Annotated in this window: 21 protein-coding genes; 8 read left to right on the top strand and 13 right to left on the bottom strand. The window is 33.4% G+C overall.

Annotated elements, in window-relative coordinates; genetic code table 11:
• Nucleotides 1–10: 10 nt before the first annotated feature.
• Nucleotides 11–1447: an MOP flippase family protein gene (locus tag EZ444_RS10535; RefSeq protein WP_131608691.1), complete on the top strand. Its 1437-nt coding sequence runs from the start codon at nt 11–13 to the stop codon at nt 1445–1447.
• A 21-nt stretch (nt 1448–1468) separates the two neighbouring features.
• On the opposite strand, the gene EZ444_RS10530 is transcribed toward EZ444_RS10535, so the two are convergent.
• A complete protein-coding gene (locus EZ444_RS10530) occupies nt 1469–2437 on the bottom strand; it encodes a glycosyltransferase family 2 protein (RefSeq protein ID WP_131608690.1) in 969 nt (322 codons plus the stop codon).
• A gap of 245 nt (nt 2438–2682) precedes the next feature.
• Here EZ444_RS10530 and EZ444_RS10525 point away from each other — a divergent pair, with 245 nt between their 5' ends.
• Together EZ444_RS10525 and EZ444_RS10520 are read left to right on the top strand one after the other, a co-directional pair.
• Complete coding sequence (locus EZ444_RS10525) at nt 2683–3564, top strand: glycosyltransferase family 8 protein (RefSeq protein WP_131608689.1); 882 nt, start codon at nt 2683–2685, stop codon at nt 3562–3564.
• Between the two features lie 169 nt (nt 3565–3733).
• The gene (locus EZ444_RS10520) at nt 3734–4627 is read left to right on the top strand and encodes a glycosyltransferase family 8 protein (RefSeq protein WP_131608688.1); all 894 of its coding nucleotides are present in this window, start codon (nt 3734–3736) and stop codon (nt 4625–4627) included.
• A gap of 78 nt (nt 4628–4705) precedes the next feature.
• Here EZ444_RS10520 and EZ444_RS10515 read toward each other — a convergent pair whose 3' ends face one another.
• The 3 genes from EZ444_RS10515 to EZ444_RS10505 all read right to left on the bottom strand — a co-directional run bounded on the left by EZ444_RS10515 (nt 4706) and on the right by EZ444_RS10505 (nt 8979).
• A complete protein-coding gene (locus tag EZ444_RS10515) occupies nt 4706–6022 on the bottom strand; it encodes a hypothetical protein (protein WP_131608687.1) in 1317 nt (438 codons plus the stop codon).
• 363 nt (nt 6023–6385) lie between these two features.
• Nucleotides 6386–7243 carry a beta-1,6-N-acetylglucosaminyltransferase gene (locus tag EZ444_RS10510; protein ID WP_131608686.1) on the bottom strand — a complete coding sequence of 286 codons (858 nt, stop codon included), beginning with the start codon at nt 7241–7243 and terminating at the stop codon, nt 6386–6388.
• Nucleotides 7244–7344: 101 nt separating this feature from the next.
• A complete protein-coding gene (locus EZ444_RS10505) occupies nt 7345–8979 on the bottom strand; it encodes a glycosyltransferase family 39 protein (protein WP_131608685.1) in 1635 nt (544 codons plus the stop codon).
• A 62-nt stretch (nt 8980–9041) separates the two neighbouring features.
• Between EZ444_RS10505 and EZ444_RS10500 the strand changes: the two genes are divergently transcribed.
• From EZ444_RS10500 to EZ444_RS10485, 4 genes are read left to right on the top strand one after another with little or no spacing between them, the layout of a single operon-like run.
• On the top strand, nt 9042–9734 hold the full coding sequence (locus EZ444_RS10500; RefSeq protein ID WP_131608684.1) for an HAD family hydrolase: 693 nt from the start codon (nt 9042–9044) through the stop codon (nt 9732–9734).
• A 6-nt stretch (nt 9735–9740) separates the two neighbouring features.
• The gene (locus tag EZ444_RS10495) at nt 9741–10778 is read left to right on the top strand and encodes a UbiA prenyltransferase family protein (protein ID WP_131608683.1); all 1038 of its coding nucleotides are present in this window, start codon (nt 9741–9743) and stop codon (nt 10776–10778) included.
• 38 nt (nt 10779–10816) lie between these two features.
• The gene (locus EZ444_RS10490) at nt 10817–12256 is read left to right on the top strand and encodes a GMC oxidoreductase (protein WP_131608682.1); all 1440 of its coding nucleotides are present in this window, start codon (nt 10817–10819) and stop codon (nt 12254–12256) included.
• A 2-nt stretch (nt 12257–12258) separates the two neighbouring features.
• A complete protein-coding gene (locus tag EZ444_RS10485) occupies nt 12259–12690 on the top strand; it encodes a hypothetical protein (RefSeq protein WP_131608681.1) in 432 nt (143 codons plus the stop codon).
• Here EZ444_RS10485 and EZ444_RS10480 read toward each other — a convergent pair.
• The 9 genes from EZ444_RS10480 to EZ444_RS10440 form a co-directional block, all read right to left on the bottom strand.
• Entirely contained in the window at nt 12687–13640 is a 954-nt protein-coding gene (locus EZ444_RS10480) for a glycosyltransferase family 2 protein (protein WP_131608680.1), read from the bottom strand. The two genes, EZ444_RS10485 and EZ444_RS10480, sit on opposite strands and share 4 nt — an antisense overlap.
• An 86-nt stretch (nt 13641–13726) precedes the next feature.
• The gene (locus EZ444_RS10475) at nt 13727–14719 is read right to left on the bottom strand and encodes a UbiA family prenyltransferase (protein ID WP_131608679.1); all 993 of its coding nucleotides are present in this window, start codon (nt 14717–14719) and stop codon (nt 13727–13729) included.
• Nucleotides 14712–15878 carry a glycosyltransferase family 4 protein gene (locus tag EZ444_RS10470; protein ID WP_131608678.1) on the bottom strand — a complete coding sequence of 389 codons (1167 nt, stop codon included), beginning with the start codon at nt 15876–15878 and terminating at the stop codon, nt 14712–14714. The genes EZ444_RS10475 and EZ444_RS10470 overlap by 8 nt, the downstream gene beginning before the upstream one ends.
• A complete protein-coding gene (locus tag EZ444_RS10465; RefSeq protein ID WP_131608677.1) occupies nt 15875–16945 on the bottom strand; it encodes a prenyltransferase/squalene oxidase repeat-containing protein in 1071 nt (356 codons plus the stop codon). The genes EZ444_RS10470 and EZ444_RS10465 overlap by 4 nt, the downstream gene beginning before the upstream one ends.
• The gene (locus EZ444_RS10460) at nt 16942–18759 is read right to left on the bottom strand and encodes an ABC transporter ATP-binding protein (protein ID WP_131608676.1); all 1818 of its coding nucleotides are present in this window, start codon (nt 18757–18759) and stop codon (nt 16942–16944) included. Before EZ444_RS10460 ends, EZ444_RS10465 begins: the two co-directional genes overlap by 4 nt.
• Before the next feature lie 128 nt (nt 18760–18887).
• Nucleotides 18888–19703 carry a methyltransferase, TIGR04325 family gene (locus EZ444_RS10455; RefSeq protein ID WP_131608675.1) on the bottom strand — a complete coding sequence of 272 codons (816 nt, stop codon included), beginning with the start codon at nt 19701–19703 and terminating at the stop codon, nt 18888–18890.
• Between the two features lie 8 nt (nt 19704–19711).
• On the bottom strand, nt 19712–20809 hold the full coding sequence (locus EZ444_RS10450; RefSeq protein WP_131608674.1) for a DegT/DnrJ/EryC1/StrS family aminotransferase: 1098 nt from the start codon (nt 20807–20809) through the stop codon (nt 19712–19714).
• Nucleotides 20784–21158, bottom strand: coding sequence for a sugar 3,4-ketoisomerase (locus tag EZ444_RS10445; RefSeq protein ID WP_131608673.1), 375 nt, complete (start codon nt 21156–21158; stop codon nt 20784–20786). Before EZ444_RS10445 ends, EZ444_RS10450 begins: the two co-directional genes overlap by 26 nt.
• Nucleotides 21146–22018: a beta-1,6-N-acetylglucosaminyltransferase gene (locus EZ444_RS10440; protein ID WP_131608672.1), complete on the bottom strand. Its 873-nt coding sequence runs from the start codon at nt 22016–22018 to the stop codon at nt 21146–21148. Before EZ444_RS10440 ends, EZ444_RS10445 begins: the two co-directional genes overlap by 13 nt.
• Before the next feature lie 342 nt (nt 22019–22360).
• Here EZ444_RS10440 and EZ444_RS10435 point away from each other — a divergent pair, with 342 nt between their 5' ends.
• A complete protein-coding gene (locus tag EZ444_RS10435; protein ID WP_131608671.1) occupies nt 22361–23272 on the top strand; it encodes a glycosyltransferase family 2 protein in 912 nt (303 codons plus the stop codon).
• Nucleotides 23273–23275 lie beyond the last annotated feature (3 nt).

The following is a 23275-nucleotide window of genomic DNA, read 5'->3' as shown; positions in this document are numbered from 1 at the left end:
CATCTAAATTATGAGTTTTAGTAAATTAGCAATAAATAGTGGTAAGTGGGTTACTCTTTCTACAGTCATTCAAACAGGGATTCAGTTTGCTCAAATTGCAATATTAGCAAGGTTTTTAGATTCAAGTGATTTTGGAATTGTTGCTATGAGCAATGTATTTATCGCATTTTTCTTGACATTTGCTGATCTTGGATTTTCAAATTCTATTATTCATAAGCAAGAAACTGATCAAAGGATTTTGTCAACGGTTTATTATGTAAATATACTCTTGGGAGTCAGTATGTTTATAATTGTGTATTTTGCTTCCCCACTCGTGGTCGCATTTTATAATGAACCGCGTTTGAGCAAAGTAATAAATGTTACTGCGTTTATATTTCTTTTTATTTATTTGGGATCAATTCCTGCTATTTTATTAAAAAAGGAACTTCGCTTTAAGTCAATTGCTATAATAGATATAACTGGAAATGCAGTTGGCTTCCTCCTAATGATTTTTTTAGCTTATAAAGGATATAAAGAACTTTCAATAGTATATGGAGGATTAGTTACTCATGCTATTAGAACTATTTTAGAGATATATTATGGACGACATCTGTTCACTCCAAAACTGCATTTTAAAATAAAGGAAATAAAAGCCCATTTGAAATTTGGGATGTTTAATTTGGGCGAAACATTTGTTGGATTCGTGCAAAGTAATTGGGATAATATTATTATTGGTAAAATATTAGGCCCTAAATATTTAGGAATATATACTTTAGCAATGCAACTGGGCTATTATCCGATATCAAAGCTTAATCCGCTAATCCTGCAAGTCGCTTACCCACTTATTGCAAAAATCAAGGATGATGAGGCTATTTTGAAAAGGACCTACTTGAAGATATTAGATATATTAAGTTATTTTAATTATCCATTATTAGCTGGTTTGTATATTACAGTAGAAAGCGTAGTCCCATTAGTCTATGGTCCTGGCTGGTCTGAAACATTTCCATTAGTAAGAATTTTTATTTTTGTGAGTGCCTTTAGTTGTTTGGCACATCCTTTATTTACTATCGCGTATTCAAAAGGAAAGCCGAATTATCTGTTTTATTTAAGTATTGTTACTTTGGTTATAAAAATACCTTTAGTATTTGTACTTGGTAAATACTGGCATATTACAGGAGTGGCTATTGGTATTTTGATAACTAATATAATTAGCCTGATTTTGAATTTTAAAATGGTTAATTATTTAATTGGGGATTTTATAGAAGAATTTTTGAAGAATATCATAAAACCAATATTCTTTTGCCTAATTATGGTATTTGTAATTTATATCTATAAATCTTTAATTGGATATGAAGGTATTTATCACACCGTCACTCAGGTTCTTATTGGGGGAGTGATCTACATAAGCCTCACACTCAAATATAAATATTCTTTAAAAGATATTCTTGAAGTAAGAAAGTCTTTATAGGTAATAATCTAACAATGGTTATTACCTAATAAATTTATATTTCTTATAAAATAATTTTGAAAATGTTTTTAGGAGAATCAAGTCTGCTATTGCTTTTGAAGGTTGTGTAACCGTAATTTTTAGAAGAGTAGTTAAACTTAATGCTTTCTTTATTTTCAGCAATACTGCTTTCGACTTTTCAAAGTCTACAGAGTAATATATGGTATGACAAATTATTACATGATAGGTGAGATACGTGTATCTTTTAAATTGGGTAAGTAATTTACTGCTCAAAATTTCACTAAAATGATGATCCATTAATGAAAGTTGATCAATAACTTCTTCAAGTTTTGGATTATAACTTTTAGTTATTGACCCTGAGCGTTGATAATAATTGTAAAGTATATCATCTATAAAAGTAACATTATTCGTTTTATACAATAAATATGGTAATGTTAGTACATCTTCATAAATTTTTCCCTCTGGGAATTTAATATCACTAAACAATTTTTTATCGATTAGTATCTTGCATATATGAGCAGGATATTTTCCCTTAAAAAGTAATGAAAGGGCTTTTTTACCATGTATTGTAGCCGGTTCAATGCTTTTTAGTATGTCGACTCTATCACTATCGCCATAAACCTGTCGTACTCGAAAAAAAAACATTTCTGAGTCTTTTGTAGATGTAGCCTCCACCAGCTTTTGTACCGTGTTAATCTCTATCCAATCATCACTATCAACGAACAATAGAAATTTTCCATTGGATTTACTTATTCCTAAGTTCCTTGCTGCAGAAAGTCCACCATTTTTTTCGCTGGTTATTATTTGATAAGCAATAGCATTTTGAGTTGACAGTAATTTACTAGCCAAATTAATAGATTGATCTGGGGATTGATCATCGACTATTATAATCTCGAAATTTTTATTGGTCTGTTGTAAAAGTGACGAAATACACTTTTCAATATATTCTTCAACGTTATAAACGGGGACAATTATGCTAATTAAACACATGGAATTTAGAGTTTTCGAATTCGTATGGCATTGTTTGGTTCAACAAATATATATTTTATAGTTTATTTAAAACATACTTCCAGAGGATACGCCGGTAAATAGTAATGTGTTATTTTGATGATTGAACCTTAACAGTTAAAAATAAGAGCTATATGTCATTCTTCGGATATATTTATTCACAATAATCCACGCAAAATTTATACTTTCGTTATTATTATTTTAATGAAATTTCTTATTTATTACAGATGCAGGAAAAAAGAATAAGTATTGTACTAGTATGTGATGACTATTATGCTGTTTTGTTAGCGGCTTTCTTAAAATCGATTGAGTTAAATCATAAAGAAGAAGAGATAATAGATGTTTATATAGTTGATGATAGTATCTCAAAAAAAAGTCGTGTAAAAATTATTGATTCCTTGAACCATGATAAGATCCAACTGCATTGGATTGAGATGGAGAATGCAATCCCTAAGGATGTAAATCTTCCCTTCATCAATAATGCTTATCCGCTAAATATTCTTGTGCGATTGTTAATACCTTATTTTATTCCAGCTCAGGTTGAAAAGATTATTTACTTCGATGTAGATATGATTATGCTTGATGATATTAGTAATTTATGGAATATAGATATCGGTGAATCTATCATTGGAGCTATTAGTGATACAATTGGTCCTAAAATGAAGACGATAGGAAATGGAATAGAAAATTACAAAGAGCTAGGATTGGATGGAAATCAAAAGTATTTTAACTCTGGATTGCAGGTGATTAATATTAAAAAATGGCTTGACGCCGATATTACGAGAAAAGCTATTGATGCTATTGCTAATAATAAAAAATATGCTTCATTAAGTGATCAGTATGGTTTAAATGTTGCATTGATTGGGCAGTGGCATGAAATAGATCCAACGTGGAGTTGTTTTTCTGTTAATACCATCCTTAAACCGAGTTTGATACATTACTTTCATAGAAAACCAATTTATAAAGAGTATTCCTATAATTATAAAGAAGAATTCTTTTTTTATCTGAAACAAACTCAATGGAGAAATTTTAAGCCGATTGGGAAATCTAGTCGTTACTTAAAAAAGATAAAAAATATGTTTCAGAAAGTTCAGTTCGTAATTAAATAACATATAATCTCCTTTTTACTGTAAACTTATAAATTATTACATTATTTTTATTTGGTCTTGTAGTTCACGATATAGCATGAAATTTGTATCTCTCCAATAGCTTGGTTTATATGGGATGTGTTCTCTTTATTTGAATGGCGGATAAGCAAAAAAATACTCTTTATAAAATATGAAAAAGAATAACATATCCATTGTCGTAGCAAGTGATAATCATTATGCAATTTTGATTGGTGCATTATTGAAATCGATTGAATTAAATCATAAAACTGAAGAGCATATAGATTTTCATATTATAGATGATGGCATATCGAGTAAAACGCGTGCGAAATTAGAAACAATTGTAGATCCAAAAAGAATAACACTTAAATGGTTTAAAAGCAGGGAGATAATTCCTGATAGCATTGTAGTGCCTATAGATAATTCGGCTTATCCTTGGACAGTTTATTTGAGGGTTTTTTCTCCCTACATTGTTGATGCTGATGTTGAAAAGTTGATCTACTTGGATGTAGATACTATAGTTCAGGATGATATATCGAAACTATGGCATTTGCCTTTAGGCGATCATACAATAGCCGCTGTTCAAGATGTTGGTTTAAACGTAGCTTGTGAATGGGGGGGGATATCTAATTATAAAGAACTTGGCCTTTCTGCTGATACAAAGTATTTTAATTCTGGCATTTTAGTTATTAATACGAAAAAGTGGCTTCAAGAAGATGTTTCTAGTGAAGTTATATCCGTATTAACAAAGTATAAAGAGCATGTTCGTTTACCTGATCAATACGGATTAAATGTTGTAATGGCTAATAAGTGGTTGGAACTGGATCCTAAATGGAATTGGTTTGCATTTAAAGAAAACGATAATCCATTTATTGTACATTTCCTTGATATCAAGCCTATATTTACTTCCTATAATTCTAAGCAAGTATATAAAGATGAGTTTTTTAGGTATTTATCAATGACACCATGGAAAAATTTTAAACCAATAAGCGGTAATCGTCGTGTTATCAGAAAAGTATATAATAAGATTTCAAATATACTTAAGCGCTCCTTTTTGAGACAGTAGTATTATTCTGAGTTTAAAAAAAAAAGGCCGAGATTATGTTATAATCTCGGCCTTGTTTTTTGTATTACTTTTCCGTTGTTAAATTCCAGAGGCTCCTACACCAGGGAATTTTGACGTAAAGTTATTAGTATCATTCACGGCATTTGATTGTTGAGGAACGTACTTATTATTCGAATTAACAATAATCTTAGTGTCACTCATATTGTTGATCATATTTTCAATGGTTTTTCCACTAATTAAATCAAACCCTAGGTTGTTATAGTATTCTAATGAACCACCTGTATTGTAAAGGTCTAAAATTTGACCTTCCCAATCCTTTGATATGTTCATTTTCCCTACTGTATTGTTATAGACTTTAGCATTAACATAGGTTGTTTTTCCAGGATTTATATTTCTGTCAAATGCTTGCAATTCAAAACCGCTATATTTTCTAGTGTTGTAGCAAATATTCTCGTAAATTTCAACTGTCGAAGGGGTGGTGCCTCTTGAGTAAACCCACATTCTGATTGAATTTCCTTGATAGTTAGTTAGCTTGTTGTGGTGGAATTTTCCATTGCCCTGCATGAAGAATACTCCATTATGCTGATTGGCTGTCGGATTTACGTTATTAACTACATTGTGATGTATATTATAATCCTGTGTATTGGTGAAGCTGCACATACTTCCCCAGTCGCTATTTTGAAATGTATTGTAAGCAATTTCAACATCTTTGAAAAGCCCTGTATCTTCACCACTGTCTTTATAGTAGTTTCCACCCATTGATATTGTTCCTGCATTATCAAACATGCAATACAATATTTTAAAGCCATCGGTTCTTGTATCCGCACTGCCGGTATATTGTACTCCGCTACTTTGTGCTGACATTACATAATCGCCAACGTTTTTAAAGCGCATATTCTTTAAGGTAACATTGTTCATCTTTCCATCAAAACGAATGGCTCTGTATGAAATGTTCTCAAAGTTAATCCCATATGTAATGCCTGATGTATTATCTCCTGCGATCACAACGTTGCTAATGTTATTTGTCTGCATGGAACCAGATATGTTAACTTGCCCGTCATTTTTAACGTACACAGGCTTATCTACGGTGGCTGTGATGTTTCTTATTGTAATTGTATTATAATTTCCAGACTTAATTTTTACGAGCGTATTTGGGAGGATATTAAGCGTGGCTCCGTCTATTGTTAACGAGCCTGAGCCTGTTCCCACTTCGATATTAATTAAAGCTGGATTAGGTGTTGGGTCTGGATCTGGTTTTGGATTTGAGGGTACTGGTGGTGTTGTGGCCGGTATATCTACCGCAGGTTCTTCAGTTATGATTGGATTTTTTTTGCAAGCAGCACATAATAGTACTAATACACATATTATTAAATGCATCTTTGAGTTGTTTACCATAAATGTAAGTTTATTTCTAAATTTATCCCTTATCGCCACAATTGTAATGAAATTTATACACAAAAAATAAAACCTTGTTTTTGTGTCCTGACATTAAGGAACAGATAAATGAAAGGAAATGTGCTTATCCTTTGTGTGGGGAATGATTTTCCCATGTTTAGCTTTTTATTTCCAACTTTAATATATTTTTTTTATGACATTTATATTACATAAAGCAGTTCTGTCGGCCTCTAATACTTGTTGGTGAGCTTCCTGTAGAATTTGATTCTGTAAGTTGGGGAATTGTTAGTGTAATCCTCTATTTGTTTCTGAAAAATAAGTGGGAATTTTTTTACCCGAATATAGCTGCTAAAACAATTGTGATCATGCCAGACATTCATTATCAATCTTATCCAGTACAAGGGGGTCAATTTCCTGATCAAATTTCCTTGCAAATATCATGTTTGATGATTTAATAGATTCAAAATCTTCCGCTAAGAGTAATTTGGGGTGAGCATTTCCTTCAGACCAATCAATATATCTCAAATTGTTATTAACTGTTCTGTCTTTGAACGGTGAGTTCATAAGGAGAGTTGTAAGAACAAATTCATCTGTCCCCCAAGAATACTTTAAGAACCTATTTAGTTTTAAATTGTCCGTTAGGATTTCGGTTAGATATATCGCACTTTCTTTACTAATAGTCCACCAGGAAGATTTACTTCCCCCATACAGTTTCATGGGAAGCGGAAACTTTCGCGAAGGTGTGATTTGATTCAAAACTTTTTGAGCAAAATATTTCCATTTAAAGCTAAAATCGGTAAAGTGATACTTTTCATAACGAAAAATGGCTTGCTCCAACCACACCGAATCGTGGGAATCTTCATATGAAATGAAGTTCATCCCTATTTTATCGGCAAAGTACTGATAGATGTTTTCAGCCGAGGTTAAAGGATAGTCCTGAGCACTTAGTAAGTTGATAAAATCATAGTCCTTATTAAGCGAAAGAACTTCTTTTACGGAGCCGACGATTGCTTGTAAAAAACTATTTCCTCCCCAATTGCAAGTTATTCTATTTTTAATAAATGATACCTGTTCAATATCTAAAACTGATTTAAAATCACCTATGGGTATTTTGTTGTCAACATGGATATAAAAGTCGAATTGGGGGTGATGTAATCGCTTGATCAATCTTGCTAATTGATTAGGATTTTTATGTGTCATTATGATATGTGCAATACGCATATTGAGGGCTTAAATGAAGATGTTTAAACTAAAGGTTGATTTTGCGTATTATACTTGGACATAATCAGTGAATTTATAAAAATATGTATAAAAAACTACATTTATTTTTTTTTATTGTTATCAATCAAATAGACCGTTATATCTTTAGTCTTATATTTTTTAAGGGTGGGGCCGAATCTTAGGAGTTCCTTAACTAAATCATCTGTCGAATTATGATTCTTTTGGTAATACCAGCTTGGGTCATCTATTTTGTCACCTATGTTCGATGTATACATCGTATTATATATCAACCATATTCTTTTTCCACCGGATAGTTGATTAAAATCAGGTTCTAAATTCTTGTAATAATCCTTAAGGTCTTTAGATTGTTGACGTACATCCGTTCCTTCTACTGCATTGAAATTTAGATGATATATATCCTTATATAATTTATATCCAGGTAAATCATTCCAGTAAATATAAACTATATCATTTTTTCTATAATTGTTATTGAGATAAATTAGCGCTTCTCTTTGAAATGATTTTTTATGGACGTAAAAGGTTTCCGGTTTGAATGTGAATATTAGAGATTGGTAGAATGGCCCGAAAAGGACAATGATTAAAAGAAGAACAATAGTTCTTTTTGACTTAAAACCCTTAATCAAATAATCAAAGCCAAAGGCAATGATCAAGATAAGTATAGGGCTGAGGAATACCCAAAATCTTTCAGTTAATGGATACAATTCTAATGAGGAAGCTATTAAAGTAATAATTATAGGGGGGATGAGTATAGAGAAATGTGCTTTATTTCTTCTGCATAGGGCATAAACACCTATAAAAAGTAGACCAATACCAATAAACGGCATTTTTAATACTTGATTTAGTGGCGGGTTATTTGTCAGACTATTAAAATTCCATAAAAGGCCTAAAGGATAGTCTATCATCCTGTATAAGTTTAATGGAAACCAAGTTAAGTCGGTTAAGGACTTTGGAGGAAAAGGCATAAAGTTAGCGTACGATCTAAACCAATAAACAATCCATTTTGATTCTACATGCTTATGAGTGAAGAGGGTATAATTAATGAGAAAGCTAATTAACCATATGGTAAATGGGATTAAACTTAAAAAGAGACTTTTCCATTTTTTCTCTAAGAGGTATTGTAGGCCCAAGCCAATTGCTATCCCTGACAAGATAAATATAGCGGAATGAGAAAACCATAGGATGGTCGCCCCAATAATACCCCATTGAAACATCCCTTTTAATTCTGTACTTTGATTATATTTAATAAACATATACAGCGAAAGAAGAGTGCAAAATAACTCGGTCGAGTATTGTTTGATTTCTACACTGTGATAAATCAATGCAGGTGAAAAACTAATTATACCTATAGCGATCAACCTTCCCCAATTGTTAAGAAAGTACTTCGATATAGGAACAAATAATAGCATTGAGGCTACACCAGATATAAGAGGAATTAACCTGAGAAATATTTCAGTATTACCAAATAAGTTGATCACCAATTTATTTAACCATAAAAAGCCTATTGGGGCTTTTTGCTGATAGTATAGCGGTTTAGTTGCTAATTCTCGAAAGTCCATTTTTACTAAACTTGTAGATAAATAGACTTCGTCTATCCATAGGGACCTGTTATAAATAAAATGAAAGATGCGGAATGCAAATCCAATGATTAAAAGGAGACATACTGACAAGTTCCAATAGTTTTTGTTGGAAAAATATACTGTATTTAAAATATTCATTAATAATCTTTTAAAGCTATGCAATATCTAATTTTTTAATAATTTTATCCTTAAATAAATGTATGAGTGTAAAAAATATTTCCTGGGATACATTAGAGCTTGTAATTTTTGATGTTGATGGTACACTCTATGATCAAAAGAGGTTAAGAAGAAAAATGTTAGTAGCTCTTATCAAGCATTACCTGGTTAGACCATGGCGGTATAGAGATCTTTTAATTCTTTATCATTTTAGAAATGAAAGAGAAAAAAGAGGTGGCGCTCAATTTGAAGATCTTTATCTTCAGCAATTTGTATGGTGTGCGGAGAAAATGAACGTGCCAGTTACCAAAGTTGCGAAAGTGATAGAGAAATGGATGTTTAACTTTCCAAACAGATATCTAGGACAATTTACATATCCTGGCATAATCCTTTTTTTTAATGTTTTAAAACAGAATAAGATATTGACAGCGATTTATTCTGATTATGAATCTGCTGACAAGTTGAATAGCATGGGCTTAAGTGCTGATATTGTTGTAAGTTCAACAGATGAGCAAGTGAATACTTTAAAACCATTGCCAAATGGGCTAAATTATATTATCTCTGAATTAGATATCAAAGATAAAAACAATTGTCTTTTCATTGGAGATAGAGATGATTTAGATGGAGCTTGTTCAAGACAGGCCGGAATTCCTTTTCTGTTGGTTGATAAATTGGCAGCGAATAATGATTTTTACGAAGAACTTTCCAATCAATTAATAATCAGTGCTAAAAAATGAGTTGTTATGAATAATATACCTTTACCTGAAGATGGAATTATCGATCAGGATATTAAGGAAAAACGTGCTAAACTAAGAGATTATATTGCCATTGCCAGACCTGATAATTGGGTGAAAAACCTTTTTATGGTGCCCGGGATGCTGTTCGCATTGTCTATATTCCATACACCTATGGATTTATTCTTGGTTTCGAAAATTATTTTAGGTATAGTAAGTATCTGTCTTATAGCGTCTGCCAATTATGTTATAAATGAATATTTGGATGCACGTTTTGATAGGTATCATCCATTAAAAAAGAAAAGATCTGCAGTTGTCCGAGTTGTAAATCCAATATTTGTTTATACAGAGTATGTAATTTTAGCGATTGTTGGGATAGTTTTGGCACATGCAGTTTCGCTTAAATTTCTATCTATGGCGGGGCTATTACTTATTATGGGTGTTGTATATAATGTAAAGCCGTTTAGAAGTAAGGATAGAGTTTTTTTAGATGTCCTTAGTGAATCTGTTAATAATCCGATAAGGTTTGCAGCTGGATGGTTTATTTTTACTCCAGCCTTAGGTATGCCTAATACTAAATGGGATTTGGATTGGATTAATACTTTTCCACCAGTGAGTATTATTATCGCGTATTGGATGGGAGGAGCATTTTTGATGGCTACCAAGCGTTTTGCTGAGTATAGGTTAATCGGCGATGCTGAAATTGCAGGACGGTACAGAAAGTCTTTTAAACATTATTCTGAAAATAGTTTATTGGTTTCTATGTTTTTTTATGGAATTACCTGCGCTTTTTTTATGGGTATTTTTCTGATAAAAGATCGAATTGAACTTTTGGTAAGCTTTCCCTTCTTTGCATTGTTATTTTCGTGGTACCTAAGAATAGGGTTGTTGAATGATTCGCCTGTACAAGGATCAGAAAAATTATATACACGGAAATGGTTTATGATTTACCTCATCTTATTCACTATTTTGCTATGCGTTCTAATGTTTGTAGAGATTCCATGGTTACATTGGTTCTTACAGAATGCAAACAATTATACCTATTAGTAAATGGGACTTTCTAATTTTTTAACATATATATGCTGATGCAGAACAATGAATATGATTTAATAGTTGTTGGTACGGGCTTCGCTTCAAGCTTTTTTTTAAAGAAATATTTGTCTAAAGTTGGCCAAAGTAAACGGGTTCTTGTACTCGAAAGGGGGAATTTATATCCGCATGCGGAAAGACTTAAAGTTAAAAGAGGGGAGTATTCTGCCTATCAAAAATTTGAGGAGCCATGGGAGAATGCGATAAATAATATAAACACTGAAAAAAGATGGCCATTTACGACTGGTTATGGCGGCTGTTCTAATTGTTGGTGGGGATGTACGCCTCGATTTATGCCATCGGATTTCAAAATGAAGACGCTTTATGGCATTGAGCAAGATTGGCCCGTAGATTACAATGATTTAGATGCTTATTATTACGAAGCTGAAGAGCTGATGTCAGTCTCAGGTCCTGAGGGGACACCCTTCCCTAGAAAAGGAAAATATCCTCTGCCTCCACATACATTTAGTCTCGTTGATAAAATATTACATAAAACATATGGAAATCAGTATATAAGCCAACCAACAGCAAGAGCAAGTCGCAGTACATCGAGTAGAAATTCATGTATGGCTTCTAGTACATGCGATACTTGCCCGGTTAATGCCAAATTTACAATTGAAAATTCTAACATAGGTGTATACGAGGACCATAGAATAGAATTGGTGTACGGTGCTCAGGTATATAGTTTGGAAACGGCAAATGACGTTGTTCGTAAGATTTATTACATCAAGGACGATAAGGAATATAAGGCCTCTGCTGAAGTTGTGGCATTAGGAGCAAATCCGTTTTTTAATACAAATATTTTATTAAATGCTGGTGATAAGAATCCATTGACGGGTAGAGGTTTTGGGGAGCAACTGGGAATGCAAGTGCTTATATATCTAGATAACATGAGCAATGTTGGCGGAAGTACCTGGGTAAATGCAAACGGTTATATGTTGTATGACGGGGCGCATAGAAAGGATTTTGCCGCTTGTTTAATGGAAGTTAGTAATGCACCCTATAACATTCGGTTAGAGCGCGGAAAATGGCTTAATATAGCAAGTTTTCGTTTACTGTTCGAAGATTTACCTCAAGATAAGAACTATATAACTACGACCTCAAATAAATTGATTCCAGAAGTTAATTTTAATGGTAGGTCTGAATATGTATTAAAAGGGATTGAAAATATGAAAGAAAAATTACCCGGAATCCTTTCATGTTTACCGGTAGAAAAACTGAAATATCTAGAACCATTCCCTAATGAAGGACATATAATTGGGGGAACAAGGATGAGTAGCGACCCTAAGCTTGGCGTTGTAGATAAGCATCTTATCCATCATCAATATCGAAATCTATTTGTTCTTGGGGCAGGAGCTTTTACTACTTATAGTGCTTCAAATCCAACATTAACATTATCGGCTTTATCTTTATTTGCTGCCGACAAAACATTTTAGCTATGAAAAGAAGAAGATTTTTATTGCTTATTGGTGTAGGTGCCGGGGGAATAGCGATTCCCGCTTCCGCTTATTTTTTATCTTCTACAGTTAAGGAATATGCGGTTTTGCTAATTAAACGAGAGTTTCATTATTTAAAACTGGAGGAGGGGAGCGTAGAGAAATATGTTAATGATTACTTTCAATATCCAAGTAACAACTTGATGGAGAAATTAAAATGGAAAGCCATGTATTACTTAAACATCAGGCCAGATAAAGCAAATTCCTATTTCGAGCTGCTCAAGTATTACTTATTGTCCACTGATTTTTTCATAAATAAAGCTGATGAAACTAAAATAGTTAAGTATTTGGGCTTGTACAGTCCTTATAAAAGCCCTGTTCCTAATCCTTTTTCTTTTGTACTTTATCCCCCGGATAAAATTAGAGAAGCTTAGCTTTTTATTTTATTTTGCAAACTTTTTAGCAATACGCTGGGGATAGTTTTTAAAGTGAAAGGAATATTCATAGCTAAAGACTCTCCAAGCAAGTTGAAAGATGTCAAAACCTTGAACCTACGAACTAGATTATGCTTTGAAAGTTCAACTAAACTTGCCATGTATCTTTCCTGAAGTAACTTTAATTCAATTTTAGTTAGCAAATGGTTAAACCTCGCCATTTTTCTTTTTAAATCTGCTACGTACAAAAATTCAAGCACTTCACTCCATTTTCTCCCATCATATATATTTATATCGTCAATTCTTTTATTCCACAGTTTCTCGAGTGTAAATGCGATATGACACTCTTTGCTTAAAATCATGTCTAAATACATGCACCAATCATCACCGATCTTAATTTTTTCATCCCAACCAGAGATTATAGAAGATTTACGCATCACTACCGAGGAAGAGGGAGAGGGGCAGGCCTTAATATAAAGATCTCGGGTTTCTCTATATTCTAAGTTAACCCAATGACCAATTTTCTTTTTGAAGTAAGGTTTTAGAAAAGGATCATTGATTAGAAAGTCCCAATTATTTCCTTCTCTAGTTTCCTGATTCCAGTTGGCAAATACAAAGTCCAGTTGTTCTGATTCTAATTTTTCTACACATTTAGTTAAGAAATCCGGATACCAAATGTCATCAGAATCAAGTGAAGCAATTATTGAACCCTTTGCATTTTTTAAACCAAGATTTCTTGCAGATGCCTGTCCTCCATTTTCTTTATAGTAATATTCAATCTCAGGGTATTTCTTTAATATTTCAACGGTATTGTCAGTTGAGCCATCGTCAATTACTATAATTTGCGTATGCTGATAGGTTTGATTTAACGCACTTTGTATTGCATCTGAAATTTTTGTAGCTCTATTATAGGTTGGAATTATTATGGTTACAAGTTTCTGAATGTCCATTAATATCTTAGTTAAGAGGGGGAGCAGCAATTTATCTTACTAAGATAGGAATATCAGCTATTACGGCAATGGAAAAACAGATAAAATTACCTCATGGAAAGCAGAATCTTTAAATCTTTTAAAGATGTGATTGTTTTTTTAGGGAATAAGGCTAAATGTATGATCAGTATAATAAAAACATATGGCTCATTTATGGCTGCGGTGCACAATAAGGATAGTGGAAAATACACTTGATAAAAATCAGCCATCAATATGTGGTAGGGATGGTTTTCTGGCGCTATAATGATAACTGGGGTATAGTTTAGCTTATATGTTCTGCTAAATGCCACAAGCAGATAAACAAATAAGGCTATGATTGGGAGGAGATAGTGTATACAAAATAACATGATGGTCATTGCCAATAGCTCTATAGTGAAAATGACGACTTCTCTAGTTCTAAACAGTTTTGGATCAGTATATACTGCAAAGGTATTTAGCTGGGCTTGGATATCATTTTTCCGATCATAAAACTGATGCCATAGGATACCTCTTACCCCATAACATAATGCCCAAACTCCAGTACTTATAAACCACAACCAGTCAACGGATTGGTTTGTTATGAAACTAATGCTGCTGATCATCAGTAGACTTGTGAAAATATGTGAGCCACTAGCATCGGCCAAAACGCCCAATAACCCTCTGTTTTTCAATCTTATCGGCCGGAAAGAATACAAGCTGAAACAGATCCATGGTATAGTATATAAAAGGATAGATAACCAATCAGGATAAAGATAATAACAGCACAATCCTCCTGCTAACAAACATAATGTTGGAAATACCCATCTAACTTTTGGGTTAACCCTGGCAATCCTATTGGATTTTCCACTGGCTGCATCGTCATCAATATCCGTTATATCATTGATGATACTTACGTAAGCAGCGCCAATAATTAATGAAAATAAGAGAAATAAAAGATGTGGTATAGATTTTATAAATTGGCCATCAGATTTGATTGCTGTGGCATATCCAATAGCAAGTAGTGGTGGAAGTTTGTATTCCCACCATTCAGAAGACCGTATAATTGACAGGTTATTAGCCATCTAATAAGTTATTTATACTAGTCGCAAACTCAGTCTCCGGGGATGCAGGTAAATGATTTTTAATATGTAAATAAGCCTTTTTCCCTATTTCCGGCCACTCTTCTCGCATTTCCCATGCCTTATCCATAGCACTTTCAAAATCTTTTTCAGTTGCATCCCCAATAAAGCCATTTATACCATTGTCAATGATTTCCGCATTACCACCTGCATTACTTACAATAACGGTCCTACCTAAGGACATGGCCTCTATCATTGATAATGGAAGACCTTCGCTTCTGGAAGGTAAAATCAGTGCATGATAATTCTTCCATAAATCTTCAATATTGTCACTAAAGCCTACAAATTCTACATTTTGAAGGTCTAAAAGGTTTGCCAGGTCTCTTATTGCTTGTTCATCATGACCAGATCCTATAAATGAAACTGTGATTGGTCGCTGTCTCCATTTTTCTGTATTCAGTATCCGTAAAAGAATATCTTGCCCCTTATCAATAATAAATAGACGTGCAATACAAGCCAGTCGATAACCGGTATCAATTGGTGGGAAGGGGATTATTTGACGTTTTGTTTTGATTGGATTAAAGACAACCTCACTATTTTCTAATCTGATACCAAATTGTTCTTCCGTAAGGCGTTTATTATGGTGTGATACGAAATAGCATTTATTGGCATTTACCAATGTTTTTCTCATATAGTCCCTATCAGTAGGATAGGGCCAGTAAAAATCAACTGCTTTTTGGGCTATAATAACATAGGGGATTTTTAGCAAATAACATTGATAAGCGTAAGATAGACCATCAAAATTTATACCTTGAGCAATGATAACTAGTTCAGGGATGGAATTTTTTATTTCATGATGAAATTTATACAAGCTGTGGTTGTCTCTGTACTCTTCTAAGCCAATTTTTTGTATGAGACGGCTTACCTTGCGCATTACTCTCTTTTTTAAGGAAAGTTGTGGATCCAATTCAATAAGCTCAATATTTTGATTAATCAGCTTGATGATCTCTGGATGAGACCTGTTTATACGGGCTTTATATAAGGTTAGCGAAGTCCCATTCTTAAGAAAAGGAATAGCCAGGGCCCAAAGTTCTTCACTTCCACCCCAATCATCGATGCAGAATGTGACTAGTGCTATTTTTTTATGATCTGTATTTTTCAAGTTAATTCTAAATAATCCGAATGGTTAATATTTCCTTCTTGCAATTGTAAATTATAAAGCGCTAAAGCCTCCAGGCAAAAACCTGTGGTCATTTCTTCTGATCCATAAGTCAATCGCTTTTTAGGCCCTCCGTAATAAACGGCCCATCTGTGCCAACCTCCCGAGTGTTTTTGTTGATCAATGATATATTCAATAGTCTTTTCTAGTAATATAGAATGGTATCCGCAATTGATCAGTGATATGACACCTAAAGCTGTGTCAAGTATACTTTCTCCAATTGAATGATCATCTTTTAATGTCCCAAGTATACGCTCAACTATTGCTTTTGCAGCAGGTTCCAATTCCTGGATCCCAGCTTTATAATTTCTGGAGAAAAAATAATAAATGGTAAATGGGTTGCAATACCAAGAATCGCAATCATTTTCTTTTTTCTTTGCAATGATATCCAACATATAATCAACAATAGGTGCTGTCTGCTCATTTAATCCCAAATAGTATAAAATATTTGCATTTACGGCAGCATCAACATCATATCTTGTGGCTTCTGTGTTTTTCCAGAAAAGGAAAGTTCCTATAGGATGTTTAAATTCCCTCAGACTAAGGAGCCAGTAATTCTTCATCCGGTTAAACTTCGGCCTTAATGTAAACCAGGTATAAAATAATCCTGTTTCATTACGGTTCGCAAGAACCAATTCTTTATTAGGATGATGATGTTTATCTAACTTTTGAAGTACCAAAGACGCACAAACGGTATTATCTACATCTGGTGGGCATATGCGAAACAATGGATTTAAAATAGTGAAGTTATTCCAAACACCGCCACGCATGGCCTGGTACTGCAGAAAAGCACAGGCTTTATCAAGGATTTCACTTGCTTCTGGGATGTGTCTTAAATGAAGTATAGAGTAGGAAATCAGTGAAGTAGGAAAGATATTGCTTTGTGTAATACACATTTTCATCTCATCATCCTGTCCAATGTAACAACAGAATTCGCCATTAGGATACTGATGATCCTGAAGATACCGTATCCCTTTTAGAACGGAGTTTTCGATATTGCCCTTCGTCATACCTTAGACTTTGATTTATGTTCATTAAACAATTTGGCATAATCGCCATCCATTTCTAGCAATTGTTCATCAGTACCTTCCTGTACTATCGAGCCTCCAGAAAGTACATAGATATAATCTGCATGCTTAACGGCAGAGTGCCTGTGACTGATAATTAAGGCTGCCCGGCTTCCAATATGCTTTCTGAAAGCGTCAAACAATTCTTTTTCAGCAATAGCATCTAAAGCACTGGTTGCCTCATCAAGTATGATAAACCTAGATTCACTATATAATGCTCTGGCAATTGCTAATTTTTGCCATTGACCGATGCTTACTTCATGACCGTCTTCGAATAATCTACCCATCATTGTTTGATAGCCTTTAGGAAATTTTTCAATAAAAAGATGGGCCCCCGAGTTTTTAGATGCGGCAATGATATTTTCTTCTTCGTATTTTTTGTCAAGATCTCCAAATCTAATATTATCGGCAGCAGAAACATTATATTTAGAAAAGTCCTGAAAAACAGCACTCAATTGCTTTCTATATGCTTCCATCTCAAATTTTCGGATGTCAATTTTACCTAATTTTAAACTTCCTGATATAGGGTCGTATAATCTGCACAAAAGTTTTATTAAAGTGGATTTCCCGGCTCCATTTAGGCCTACTATAGCAATAATTTTTCCGGATGGGATTTTAATATTGATTTTGCTTAGTGTAGGCTTTTTAGCATGTGGGTAAGTAAAGCTAACATCTTCAAGTTCAAGGTCAAGTTCCTTATCTGTAGGTATAGGCACCGATTCATCCGTATTTGTAAAGCTTGGCTTGAGATCAAATAGTTCAAATATGCTATTAATGAATATATTATTGTGATATAGAATTGATATTCCAGAAGAGACGTTTTGAATTAGTGAGAATGATTGGGGAAAAATGATAAGAAACAAGGCGATGTCACCAACACTGGTTGTACCTCGGACAGTTCCTACCGATATATAGCCAATACAGGTGAAAAAGCCTATAGTTGCAATCGAGGAAGTGATAGTTTCGTTTAATGTTCTCTTGTAAGTAAGTTTCAGTTTTTGATGTAAAACCTCGATTCTAATTACTTGGTATAGGTTTTTAAAGTAATAACCTAGATTAAAACTTCTTATTTCTTTAGCGGAGACATCAGAAGTAATAAGATTACTTAAATACGAAGATTTACGTTCAAGTTCAGTATGCTTTAAACGCCACATATTCTGCTTGTTGGCAAAATATATACGTACAAAAAGGGTTGGAAGTACAAAAATAACCAGAAGGGGAAGTAAGAACCAATTGATGGTTATAAATAGGGAGGCTACAGCAAAAAGGTTAAGCAGGTTTTTTGCGATTTCCATAATTGTCGTAATTACGAGGTTTGGCCGATCTGAACCAGCGTCCTTCGCACGTTTTAGGATATCGTAATAATCTGGACTTTCGTAGCGGGAAAGATCCATCTCTATGGCCTTTTGATGGATTTTTTCATCCATATAGTTTGCAACCTTCGTAGCTTGAACTTCAGTTACATAAGCAGAAAAAGCTTTTGCAATAGCATACAATACAGAGAAAGCAGCAGCAATCAGAACATGCTTTATTATTAATGCCTCTGAATTTTGAGCTATTGAATTGATGTGAGCAACTTTATCAATCAGGATTTTTAGCGCATAAATAGAACCCAAAAACAAAAATGTTTCGACTACAATCATTGTTATTGAAATGATCATCCAACCCTTTGCTGCTTTCCACACTAACACAAGGGTTCTTTTTATGTTTAAATTACTCTTAAGATTCTTAAATTTCTGAGTTATTGATTCAATCATAAAAAGGGAAAAAAATTTGAACTTGATAAAGTATTGATGAATGTTATTCGGTATTAACAAAGCTAATAAAAATCAATTCATATTTTTATTTATGAAAAGGCTGTCCTAGCATTCATGTAAAAGTAACACTATGCCTTTAACTGCCAAAATGACCCCTCATATCTAAATGGTTTGAGTCCTACGTAGTATCTTTCTTGTTCTGAAATAAAATCAAATGTTTTGGAATAGTTGGTTTTTAACTGAGATTCTAATTTTGATCGATTAAAAAATGTACAAGGGTAAGAGGCCTCAATGCCATAAAAAATGGGAGGTACATGCTGAACCGTGATTCTATCTTCAGCTTTATCATTATACCCAACTAAATCAAGCATAAGATTCGGGATGTTATAAGATTGAATTTTTTTTAGGAGATCATAAGGTTCTGGTATATACTGCAGTACGCTGGATATCAATACTAAATCCGGGTTAGGGTGTTTAGATAAACATTCTTCTATTGAATTGAAAAATTTAACATGTTCATTTTCAAATGATTGTTTGCCGGTTTCTACAAATTTAGGTTGCTCAATAATACACCAGTTTAGGCTGGTTAAATGAGATAAATAACCAATGTTCTGATAGTATGATGTTCCTAATGATCCCCCGAAGTCGATAACAGTTAATTTATTTCCATTTCTGGAAGAAACCAGAAGGAGCACATTCAACAAGTGGAAATTGATTTTTACCTCATCATAAATAATTCCATCACGCTCGTAAGCTGCTTCTCCTTTTTTTACCTTACTGGTCGTCTCAATTATCCTTTGTAAGATATGATTTTCGTCATAGCCACTGCACTTTTCTTTTGCATCTTCGTAGGTTTTGTATCGTCCTTTCCATCCATATTTAAAGCTATACCATCTTAAGGTATTTAGGATGGGAGGGATAAACTCTTTTATCAGATAGTGCATACATTTAGTTATTTAAACTTATTTAGAACGTCAACTACTCTGTGTATATCATCCGTTTGGTGTGCAAAGGAACAAGGAAGGCTCAATGTTGTCCTATGAATCTCAGAAGAAATCGGATAATTTAAATGATTCATAGCCTTTAAGGCTTTTTGTCTATGCGGAGAAATCGGATAGTGTATTTCTGTTCCAATATGGTTGGCAAGCAAGTAGTCCTTAAGTCTGTCACGTTCCTGGTGCCTTATATTAAAAATATGATATACATTTTTAAAATCGCTATTGATTACTGGTTTTATAAAATCATTACTTAAACCTGAATGATAAATTGAAGCTAGTTTTTTTTTATGCGCATTAATCTCTCGTAGATGGGGTAGTTTTATTCTTAAGAAAGCAGCTTGTATTTCATCTAATCTTGAATTGTATCCCACTATACCATTGTGGTACTTTTTCTCGGATCCGTAGTTTCTAAGTTGCCTTAATGTATTATAATCATCCTCAGATTTACAGATGATTGCCCCTGCGTCGCCTAATGCGCCTAAGTTTTTAGTGGGATAAAAGCTAAAAGCACTAAAATCTCCAAATGTACCGGCAATCTGTCCCTTAAAAGTGGCACCATGTGCTTGCGCACAATCTTCTATTAATTTTAGGTTATTCTCTTTAGCGATCGAAGTAATAGCGTCCATGTCACAACATTGGCCATATAAATGAACAAGCATAATGGCTACGGTGCGCTTGGTGAGCGCCTTCTTTATTTCTTCAGGATTAATGTTGTAAGTGGCTATATCAGGCTCAACAAACACAGGTGTTAAACCGCAATGTAATATGGCCAGAATAGTAGCTATGTAAGTGTTAGATGGAACAATAACTTCATCCCCTGTTTTAAAATTACAACACTTTAGCGAAAGTATAAGTGCATCCAATCCATTTGCAACACCTACTACATATTTTTCATTATGAAAGTCGCCAAATTCCTTTTCAAATAAAGAAACTTCTTCCCCCAGAATATACCAGCCTTTATCCAAAAAATCCGAGAACTTTTGTTTTAGCTCATCTTCAAAAGGCTTATTGAGCGTTTTTAAATTCTCATATGGGATTATCGTATGGTTCATAGATGTAATCTTTTGGATCAAATGCAGTAGAGGCTAGTACAAGTAAAATAGCATCAGTTGAAAAATCATGCATTATATGCCAATCCTCCGGTTTTAAAATTAAACATTTTTCTGGGGAGTCTAAATCAAATACTTCTGTTTTCTTACCATTATTATTAGTGATCTGGCAAGAACCTTGAATACATATGGCAGCCTGATAGGTATTGTGGTGTCTGTGGCCACCACGGTCAGAATTATCAACTGCGTAAATGTAAAAGAGGCGTTTAATTTCAAAATCAACAACCTTATCTAATACAGTTAATATACCTCTTGTATCCTTAAAGGTTGTAAGGTTAATTATATGTGCCATGTCAATACACCAAAGAGCGTTAAAAGATTACTGTCTATTAGATTCATTAGTTTTGAACTTTTAACCATGTCCATTTTTCTGGCAAATAACATATTAGATTCTTGAATTGGTTTAAAGTCATTTTCATCTAAAATTTTTGGATTCGCACCACCTAACGACCAATCTATAAAGCGGTAATTTTCGTTAATGACCTTATCTTTATAACTTGAGTTCATTAACACAGTTTGAAATACGAATTCGTCACTTCCCCAACAAAAAGAGAAGAATTGCATTAATTTTTTGTCATTCTCAACTTTTTCAACAACGTACATTGCAGCCTCTGGACTAAGCATCCAGAACATAGATTTACCATAAGGATGCATATTGTAAGGTATTTTTTTTGGCGGCATTACAAAATTGATAATTTTTTCTAAGGTAAATTTTCCTTTAAAATTATAATTTGAGAGGAAGTAGCGCTCCATTCGGATCAATCCTTCTTTCCAGTCATTCTTTATATCCTTAAAACTAATAAACTCTTTACCTTTATTTTGTTCAAAAAAAGTTGCTAACTGAGCAGCTGGTTTAAGAGGGTAGTCCTGACCACTTAATAGGTTAATGAAATCATATTTTGTTTCCGTAGCAAGAATTTCTTTAATGGATGCAAAGGTTGCTATAACGGTATTAAATCCAGCCCATTTAACATCTACTCTGTTATTAATGAAATAAACATTGGGTAAGGTCTTTAAGAACAGGTGGGGATTAATATCAAACTTCTTGTCAACATGAATGTAAAAGTCGAAATCTTCATGCATCATATTTCTGATCATCCTTTCAGTTTGGAACGGATTTGTATAAGTTAAAATAAGATGAGCAATGCGCATGGTTATTAATTAAAGATCTATTAGGTAGGAGATTGTAGCCCGTTGCGCAAAAGTAGGAATTAAATCATAATAACAGGAATAATAATATTTATGAAATTGGTAATATATTAGTTACTTGTAACTTTTAGTTCAAATATTATCCCATTTGCATATGTTTGTGATTTACTTTGTGAAAGTAATTTATTAGTAAAGTTTTTTATAGTTTTTTATGTAAATATTCGTTTAAAGCCCTAAATTCATATCGAGCATTAGGGGCAAGCGCTATCAAAATACGAAATGATCTGTATTGTATCTTCAAATAGCTTACTGTTTTACAGCTAAAAGAATTACTTTTACTACAATATGAAAACCACTTCGATAATCACTGTAAATTTTAATCAGCCGCAGGTAACAATTGATTTTCTTAAATCTGTAAAAGTCAACACTGAGCTTGATAATGTTGAGGTGATCCTGGTGGATAATGGGAGTAGAGAGGATCATGAAAATGCCTATAAAGAGGTTTATCCGGATCTTATCTATATTAAGTCAGCAGTTAATTTAGGATTTGCAGGTGGAAATAATTTAGGCGTTAAAATAGCTAAAGGTGATTATATTTTATTTCTCAATAATGATACTGAGATTGTTAAGGGGCTGCTTGAAACATTAATTACAGAATTTAAACAATATCCAGAGATCGGTATTATATCTCCTTTACTTCTATATTACGAGCAGCCTAATATTATACAGTACGCAGGTTTTACAGAAATGAATTACTTAACATGCCGAAATAAAGGGATAGGAAGCATGGAAAGAGACGAAGGCCAGTACAACTCTGACAGTCGAGAAACTGGCTACTGCCATGGAGCTGCGATGATGTGCCGGAAAGCTGACCTGGAAAGTGTGGGGTTAATGGCCGAACAATTCTTTCTATATTATGAAGAGTTGGATTGGTGCGAGAAATTTAAAAAAGCGGGCAAAAAGATTTGGTTCACAGGAAAAACAAGAGTATATCATAAGGAGTCTATAAGTGTTGGCAAAGAAAGTAGCCTAAAAACATACTTTATGACTAGGAATAGGATATTATTCATCAGAAGAAATACTGGCGGTTTAAATACTTTTCTTTTTAGTGTTTATTATTCATTAATCGCATGTCCCAAACAGATTATAGTTTACCTTTTGAAAGGCCGATCAGATTTGATTAAATGGGTTTTTAAAGGTGTATTGTGGAATTTTACAAATTCAAAAAACAGTGATAAACTTGGTTTTAAAATATAAAAA

This window comes from Pedobacter hiemivivus, from assembly GCF_004331685.1.
GTDB classification, from domain to species: Bacteria; Bacteroidota; Bacteroidia; order Sphingobacteriales; family Sphingobacteriaceae; genus Pedobacter; species Pedobacter hiemivivus.
This window is presented reverse-complemented; position numbering and strand designations above follow the sequence as displayed.